This window comes from Leptolyngbya sp. FACHB-36 (assembly GCF_014695955.1).
Taxonomy (GTDB): Bacteria; Cyanobacteriota; Cyanobacteriia; order Leptolyngbyales; family Leptolyngbyaceae; genus FACHB-36.
This window is the reverse complement of the sequence record NZ_JACJPG010000367.1, coordinates 1-8,583: the sequence shown is the minus strand read 5'-3', so window position 1 is coordinate 8,583 and position 8,583 is coordinate 1. Positions and strand designations below refer to the sequence as shown.

The window sequence follows — 8,583 nt, the reverse complement described above, 5'->3', positions numbered from 1 at the left end:
TTTCCTAATTATTGAAAAGTTTTTTCTAATGGCTAATCAAGAACGATCGCTACAACTACCCAGTGATTTTCTCAAAACGCCCACCCTCATCTATCAATCTGGCTACTGTGCAGCCCCTTTGCCGAGCTGCTGGGCTGAATTGAGCAAAGAGCCAGTTCCAGTATCTGATAGCGAGGGTCGATCGCTACTATTAGCTGCATTCAACGCTTTAGTCTACCGCTATACTCAGCAGGAAACGATTGGTCTGACTCTAACGATCGCGGATGCCAAACTAGAGAGAAACAGCACAACGGAACTCTACACCTCAATCACTAACGAGGTCACCGTTCGAGAATTAATGGATCAGTTTACTCATGCACTGAACAATCTTCAGGAGCAGGAGCCACCAGATTCGGTGTTAGACAGCCATCAGCATCGACTTCATTCACCGATCTCTATTACCGTTGTCGAAAGTGTTTCTGATGAGGACGAGCAACGCTGGTTGGCACACCAAAAAGCCGCCGAGTTAACGAATTATCCAGATTTACACCTGATCATTTTTCAGCAGGAGCAACGGGTTACAGTCCTGTTGAACTACAACGCTAGCTTGTTTAAAGCTGACACAATCAAACGCTTGTTAGGTCACTGGCAAGTATTGGTAGAGGGAATGGTTCGCGATCGAGCGTGCTTGATCGTTCAATTGCCACTGTTGGCTGAGGCAGAACATCAACTGCTTGTGAAGAGCACTTCGGTAAACTATCCGCTCATTTCCATCCATCGTCAGATTGAGGCGCAGGCAACTCATTATCCAAACGCGATCGCCGTCACCTTTCAAGAACAGCACCTCACGTACGCAGAACTCAATGGTCGCGCCAATCAGCTAGCCCATTACTTAAACCGAATTGGGGTGAAGGAAGGCGTTCCGGTTGCAGTTTGTGTGGAACCATCCCTCGATATTGCGATTAGTTTATTGGCTATTTTCAAGGCAGGGGGGATTTATGTACCGCTTGATCCTAGCTATCCCAAAGATCGGCTGACGACCATTGCTGAAGATACCCAACCCCATGTTTTACTGACTCAATCTCATCTGCTGCCGAATTTACCTGCTGTAGGGCTCATCTTTTGTTGCGATCACGGTTGGAGGACGGTTCAGTCTCTACCCACGCATAATCTTGAGCATGAAGCCTACCTGGATCAAACGGCTTACTTGGTTTATACCTCCGGAACAACGGGCAAGCCTAAAGGCGTCATGGCAAGCCATCGGAATCTGATTCACTATATTTCAGTGGCGCAAAAGCGATTTGGCTGGAATCGGCAGGACGTGATGCCCACGATCGCGCGTTTTACGTTCAGCATCAGCCTGTTTGAGTTGCTGTCGCCACTGGTCGTGGGCGGAACGCTGATGATTTTGGAACGAGAGCATATTTTAGATTTTCAGCGGCTGGCACAAACGCTAACGCAACTGACAGTGCTGCACGCGTCTCCCAGCCTGATGCGAAAACTCTTGGCTTACATTCAGGAAGCAGGTCTAGACAAGTCATGTCATCATTTGAGGCACGTCTCCTGCGGTGGAGATCTCGTTCCTGCGGATTTGTTGGAGCGGATGCAAACGGTGTTTCCGCAAGCAGAACTTTACGTGATTTATGGCTGTAGTGAAATTAGCTGTATGGGGTGTGCGTACCCAGTTGCCCATCACGGTACAGCAAAGAGCCGAGTGGGTACACCGTTTGACAACGTATCCGTCCGCCTGTATGACCCACATGGCAATCTGGTTCCGATCGGGGTTGTGGGAGAAGTTTATATCAGCGGTGCCGGGGTCACGCAGGGCTATTTAAATCGGCAAGACTTGACCCAGGAAAAGTTTGTTGCGATCGAGGGGCAACAATTCTACCGCACCGGAGATTTGGGGCGGTTCGACGCAGAGGGCAATCTAGAACTGCTGGGTCGGAACGATTTTCAGATTCAACTGCGCGGGATGCGGATTGAACCGGGTGAAATTGAGGCAGCGCTGCGTCAGACTGAAGGCGTTCGAGAAGCGGTTGTGGTAGCCCGTGAACTGGGGACTGGTGAAGTTGGGCTAGTGGCATACATTGTGCCGGAGCCACAATTCCCGGCGATCGAGCAGCTTCGTCAGCAACTCCAAGCAAAGCTACCAGACTATATGGTGCCTGCGGTGTTTGTCCGCTTAGATGCTCTGCCACTGACTCCAAATCAAAAAGTCGATCGGCGATCGCTCCCAGACCCAGAGTGGGCGAACCAAAACTACATGGCACCGAGAAATGCCTTGGAACAGTTGATAGCCGATATTTGGCAAACCGTTCTGGGCTTACAGGTCGGCATTCACGATGACTTCTTCGCCCTAGGCGGTCATTCCCTATTGGCGACCCAGGTAGTTCATCGATTACGGGACGCCTTGAAGTTGGAGATTCCGATTAGCCGCTTGTTTGAATCGCCCACGGTTGCAGAACTAGCAGAGCATCTTGCGCCGTTGTCCCAAGCGCAATCCTGCAAATTGAACGGTGTTCCGAGAATCACTGCGATTACAGCGATTCAACGAGACGACTATTTACCCCTCTCCGCTTCCCAGGCTGGGTTGTGGTTCCTGAGCCAACTGGAAGAGGGATGCTCTCTGAACATTCCTTTGGCTTACGATTTGGTGGGAGTGCTGCACAAAGATGCCCTAGCACAGAGCTTGACGAAAATTGTGCGGCGGCACGAACCGTTACGAACCGTCTTTTCTGTGATCAAGGGCGCACCCGTTCAACGAATTTTGCCGCCGCAGCCTGTGCCTCTGGCAGTCGTGGATCTACAAACCTTGCCAGAGGCAGAGCAGCGAGCAGAAGTCCGCCGCTTGACAACCGCCGCTGCGCAGCATTCCTTTAATTTGGCTGTCGATCTCCCCCTGCAAGTTACGCTGCTGCGTCTAAGTGAAACCGCTCACGTTCTGCTAGTGACGATCCATCACATTGCTGCTGATGGTTGGTCTCTGGCAGTGTTTCGCCGAGAACTGACTGCGCTTTACACGTCCTATGTACAAGGAACCGCTTCACCGCTGCAAGAATTACCCATTCAGTACGCCGACTTTGCGCAGTGGCAACAGCAGTGGCTAGGCGAGTTGAGCCAGCAATTAGCCTACTGGCAGCAGCAGCTAGCTGGAGCACCACCGCTGTTGGAGCTACCCACCGATCGCCCGCGACCAACGGTTCAAACCTTTCAAGGCGGCAGGGAGTACTTTACTCTAGATTCCGCGCTGACTCGTCAACTAAAACACCTGAGTCAGCGCGTTGGGGCTACTTTATTTATGACGTTGCTAGCTGCCTTAGCAACGTTGCTATCGCGCTACAGCAGACAGCAAGATTTGGTGATTGGTTCTCCGATCGCCAACCGCCACCACAGCGAACTGGAGCCGTTGATTGGCTGCTTCATTAACATGCTGGCATTACGAATAGATTTGAGTGACAATCCAGATTTTTTGGGATTGCTGAAGCGCGTTCGACAGGTTGCCCTGGATGCTTACGCCAATCAAGACGTTTCCTTTGGGCAGATCAGGGATGCTGTGCAGACAGAACGAAACCTGAGCCACAGCCCGCTATTTCAGGTGATGCTGGTCTTGCAGAATTCACCCAGCGAAGCATTCGAGCTACCGGGACTCTCGCTATCACCACGGCAGGTCGAGAGTGGCCTCTCGCAGTATGACTTGAGCCTAATGATGGAGGAGACGGCAGCCGGACTAACTGGAGAGTTTGAATACAACCGCGATTTATTTGATTCGACGACGATCGCGGGCATGGTCCGCCAGTTCCAAACGCTATTGAGCGCGATCGCCGCCGATCCCGCTCAGCCGATCGCCGCATTGCCGCTGTTGACGGCATCAGAGCAGCAGCAGCTTCTAGCGTTGAGCAGCGGGATTCCGCGATCGCAGGCTCAGGTATGTATCCATCAATTATTTGAAGCTCAGGTAGAACGTACCCCGAACCAAATTGCGGTGGTGTTTGGGCAACAGCACTTGACTTACCGCGAACTGAACCAGCGCGCCAATCAGCTCGCTCATTATTTGCGATCGCAGCAAATTGAACCAGATGCGCTGGTGGCTGTTTGGGCAGAACGATCGCTAGAGACGATCGTTGCCTTTCTAGGTGTGCTGAAGATGGGAGGTGCGTATATCCCGATCGACCCCACCTATCCACTGGAACGGCAAGTCTATATGCTGGGCGATGCCCGGGTGCCAGTGATTCTAACCCAATCCCATCTGGTCGAAACCCTACCGGAACACGACGCGCAAATCGTACAGCTCGATGTGGATTGGGCGACGATCGCGCACCAGCCTTCAGAGAATCCGTCCTGGCAAACCAGAGCAGAGACGCTGGCCTACATAATGTATACGTCTGGTTCAACGGGCGCTCCCAAGGGAGCGATGATTACCCATGAGGGCATGGTGAACCACAGCACGGCGATCGTTGAGGAATTTGATTTACAACCCAGCGATCGAGTGTTGCAGTTTTCCAGCCTCAGCTTTGACATAGCGGTGGAAGAGCTATTTCCATCGCTGATTCAGGGAGCCACTGTAGTGCTGCGAACAGAGGCGTGTATTGTTCCTAAACACTTTGTTCAATTTATTCAGGAACACCAGATTACGGTGCTTGATTTGCCCACGGCTTTTTGGCATGAACTGGTGCATGAACTACCAGCGCTTGGCACCCTGCCAGACTGCGTGCGCTTGGTCATTGTGGGCGGAGAAAAAGCGTTGCGATCGAGCTACATCAACTGGTGCCAACGGGTGAATCCTCAGGTCCGCTGGCTGAACACCTACGGACCCACTGAAGCCACCGTCACAGCTACACTCTATGACCCAGCCGCTTCAGAGTTCGCGCCAACCTTGGCTGACATTCCGATCGGACGACCCATCTCTAACACTCAGGTCTACATTCTCGACTCGCAGTTGCAGCTTGTCCCCGTTGGCGTTCCCGGCGAACTCCATATTGCCGGAGTTGGGCTAGCACGAGGCTATCTGAATCGTCCAGATTTGACTTGCGAGAAATTTATTCCCAATCCCTTCGGTCCCGATCGGCTCTACAAAACTGGAGACCTGGCTCGCTATCTTGCCAATGGTCAAATCGAATTTCTGGGTCGAATTGACCAGCAGGTAAAAATTCGCGGTTTCCGGATTGAACTGGGAGAAATTGAAACTGTTCTTGGACAGCATCCCCAAGTTCGGGATGTAGTAGTGCTAGCACGAACCACGGCAGGACAACCGCAACTCGTAGCATACGTGGTGCTACAGCCAGCCGAACTGAATGGAACAACCGGAGCCTTACGGGAGTTCCTAAAAGACAAATTGCCCAGCTACATGCTGCCAGCCGCCATTGTCAGCCTGGAGGCGCTGCCGCTTACTCCCAATGGCAAGGTAGATTACCGCGCTTTACCGATGCCAGATCTAGGTGTAGGCGATCGTACACGTGCAGCAGTTGCACCCAGAGATTCGTTGGAACGGCAGTTAGCGGAGGTCTGGCAGGACGTGTTGGGGGTACCGACGATCGGCATCACAGACAACTTCTTTGACTTGGGTGGACATTCTCTCTTGGCGGTGCGATTGTGTACCAAAATTGAAACCCTGCTCAATCAAGAATTTTCCGTAGCAAGGCTGTTCCAAGCTCCAACGATCGAGCAGTTGGCTGCACAATTAAGGCAACCAGAGACAACGCTTGTGTGCCCTTCGTTCGTAATGCTGCAAGCTGGGACTGCGGCTAGTCCTCCTTTGTTTTGCATTCATGTGTTGGGGCGGGGCATGAAGTTTTACCGCCCGGTGTTGCAATACCTGAATCCGCAGCAAGCCGTTTATGGTCTGTCTACAAACTTAACGGGAGAGCTGTTGCCTTCTAACAGCGTAGAAGACTTAGCGGCACACTACCTGCAACAAATACAAACCATTCAACCCACAGGTCCTTATTACTTGATTGGAGTATCGTTCGGTGGAGTCGTAGCGTTTGAAATTGCCCAGCAACTCCTCAAACAGAATCAGTCGGTTGAATTTTTGGGTTTGCTGGATACCTATGCACCGGGTGCCGTGCGATCGCTCTCGATGTCGCAGCAGGTCAAAGAACACTGGCGCTACTTATCTAGCCTGGGTCCAAGCTATGTCTTGAAAAAGGTGCGCGATAAAGGCAGCGGACAAATACAGTCGCTAACTGGCTCGATATCTAAAGCCCAGCACCGATTGGGGATCAAGCTGATGGAAGCAACCGGACAAGCATTGCCAGAAAATTTTCAAGACTTTATGTACGAAGAACAGAGTCAGCGACTAGGCAGCACTTACAAGCTGCAGCCCTATCCAGGGGCAGCAATTTTGTTCAAAGCCTCAGAGCAGTTTAGCAATGTGAGTCTTCAAATCGACCCAGCTATGGGATGGGGCGAGGTGATCGCAGGTGGATTGGAAATCCATCAGATTACTGGTACTCACCTCAGCATATTGCAAGAGCCTCATGTTCAAGTCCTCGGAGCAACCTTGCAGGCATGCCTTACGCGAGTTCGGGCATCTACCAGTGCTTCCCTGTAGAAAACTCTGTATAGAACGCATTTGGGATCTCCGATGAGAAACATAAGACCAAGAGAAAGCGTTGTACTCCAGCCAATGCCGCACTCCAGTAGCCTAAGCGACAAAGAGTGAGAAATCACTGAGCCATTGCTGCCTAAGAAGAAGCAAACCCCCTTGTTGCACAAAGCGACAAAGTCTTGATGGCATCTCCTATCGACTAAAGAAAACTCAAGAACATTTCGCAGATGAACCTTCACGCGATCGTTCCCTAGTCAACTTAGTCTGTAGCCTGATTGCCTACCAGCCCAACAAGCCGTCTTTGAGGCTGCCCTTTGCTTTGCCTCAGTCCGCCTAACCAAAACTGATATTAACTGTACTTTTTCAGAATGCTCAACTGACATTCAGCAGCAGTCGCCAGATTTTAATCAATGTCGTAAACACATTCCAGGCGAGATAGGGGAGCAACCAACGAAACGCTAGCTTGGATACCCGCCAGTACGCGATCGCCGTTGCAAAAACGAACACGTCAACGAACAGATCCATGAGGACCGGCACGGCTAGTGTACTTCTGGTGATATGGACGACCGGAACCCATGACAAATTTGCGAGCAGATGAATCGCAAAAACTCCAAGCGCATGTCTTGCTAATGGGTCGTGTCGCTGTCGCCAAACGTACCAGGTTGAGATGCCAAGTGTTGGGTATAGCACCAGCCAGATCGCCCAAAAGAACCATTCCGGTGGGTAAATAGGTGGATTGATCACCTGCCGTTCGTAGTCACTCCCCAACCAGTAACCCCATGCAGCCGCTAACATTCCTAATGCGAGAATTCCTGTAGCGAAGACCAGCGCCATCCACCAAGGCGATCTCTTAAGCTGTTGCTTTGTTTTTGGCTCGTACAGAATTTTGTCCATTAAGTCTTTCCTTTTAAATTTGAAGCAAAGCGCGTTGAAATGAAGTAAGTTTGACTTTCAATGCTTAATATCTCCATCCGTCCCATCTACTGTGATTTATTCTTTTCCTTTGGTCGTCTTCCCCGGGGTTTTAGGGTTGAAATCGCAATGATGACGAAGAGAAATGAAATCTGAATCAGCGATCCAAACAACACTCCCTTAGCATCAAACAAATAGATGGGATTCTTGAACGCATTCAGTCCTTCTGTGAATGCAATCTCTTCCGCTGCATTACCCCAGGGAAATAGCCAGAAGGTTCCAAAAATAATCAACCCAGTGGTCAGAATCCACTTGGTAATGACCCAATAAAATTTGAAGAAGCCGTAGTTGGTCTGCCAGCAAAGAACTGTTGCCGTAATCACCGACCCGATCGCCGCAGGAATGACAACGACATCATCGAGTAGATTGATGGCTGAGTTAAGCGCAAAAAGAATGTCAGAGTTCGCTGTGTCTTTGTTTCTAAGTGCAATCAGAAACATGCTAAAAACTGCTCCAGTCCACAGTGCGGCAAAGCCAATGTGGAATGAGAGAACCCAGTTCTTCTGCTGAAGGCTCAGTTTGACAAATTTCTTAGTTCTTTGCGGTGCGTTAGACTCGGGTGTCTTTTCACCTGTTTTGAGTGTCGTCATTCAATTCTCCAGCGTTATGAATGACCACAGTGTAGCGATCGCCCTCCATCAAACGCTTGACCAAATTTGCTCAAACTGTGCAGATCTTGCTGAAGCTCTTATTGTGATGCTCTAAATACTTTCGGTGACACACCGACATATTGGCGAAAGAGCCTAGTAAATGAGCTGTGATTCGTTAAACCCACAGCAAAAGCAATTTCAGTGATGGTTAATTGAGTCGTTTGTAATAACTGCTTAGCGCGATCGATACGGCACTGAGTTAAATACTGGTGAGGTGTAACAGATGTGGATTGCTTGAACAAACGACAGAAGTGATATTGACTCAAATTCAGCGTATTAGCAATATCAGATAGAGCAATATCTCGATCAAGATGAGCGTAAATATAATCAAACACAGTTTGCAACTGATACTCAGACAAACGACCTTTGCTGTTAGAAGATGATTGAGGTTGCCAAACCGAATACTGCTTGAGAAGGTGAATCACTAGCCCG

The 8,583-nt window shown here is 50.3% G+C and carries 4 protein-coding genes; 1 reads left to right on the top strand and 3 read right to left on the bottom strand.

Annotated elements, in window-relative coordinates:
- Nucleotides 1-28 precede the first annotated feature (28 nt).
- Entirely contained in the window at nucleotides 29-6,532 is a 6,504-nt protein-coding gene (locus H6F43_RS10300) for a non-ribosomal peptide synthetase (protein ID WP_190342689.1), read from the top strand.
- Nucleotides 6,533-6,901: 369 nt separating this feature from the next.
- Here the strand turns inward: H6F43_RS10300 and H6F43_RS10295 are convergent, their stop codons facing one another.
- The 3 genes from H6F43_RS10295 to H6F43_RS10285 all read right to left on the bottom strand — a co-directional run.
- The gene (locus H6F43_RS10295; RefSeq protein WP_190342688.1) at nucleotides 6,902-7,423 is read right to left on the bottom strand and encodes a TspO/MBR family protein; all 522 of its coding nucleotides are present in this window, start codon (nucleotides 7,421-7,423) and stop codon (nucleotides 6,902-6,904) included.
- 86 nt (nucleotides 7,424-7,509) lie between these two features.
- Nucleotides 7,510-8,091 carry a hypothetical protein gene (locus H6F43_RS10290; protein ID WP_242025487.1) on the bottom strand — a complete coding sequence of 194 codons (582 nt, stop codon included), beginning with the start codon at nucleotides 8,089-8,091 and terminating at the stop codon, nucleotides 7,510-7,512.
- 98 nt (nucleotides 8,092-8,189) lie between these two features.
- A partial coding sequence (locus H6F43_RS10285; RefSeq protein ID WP_190342687.1) for an AraC family transcriptional regulator occupies nucleotides 8,190-8,583 on the bottom strand: 394 nt, incomplete at its 5' end.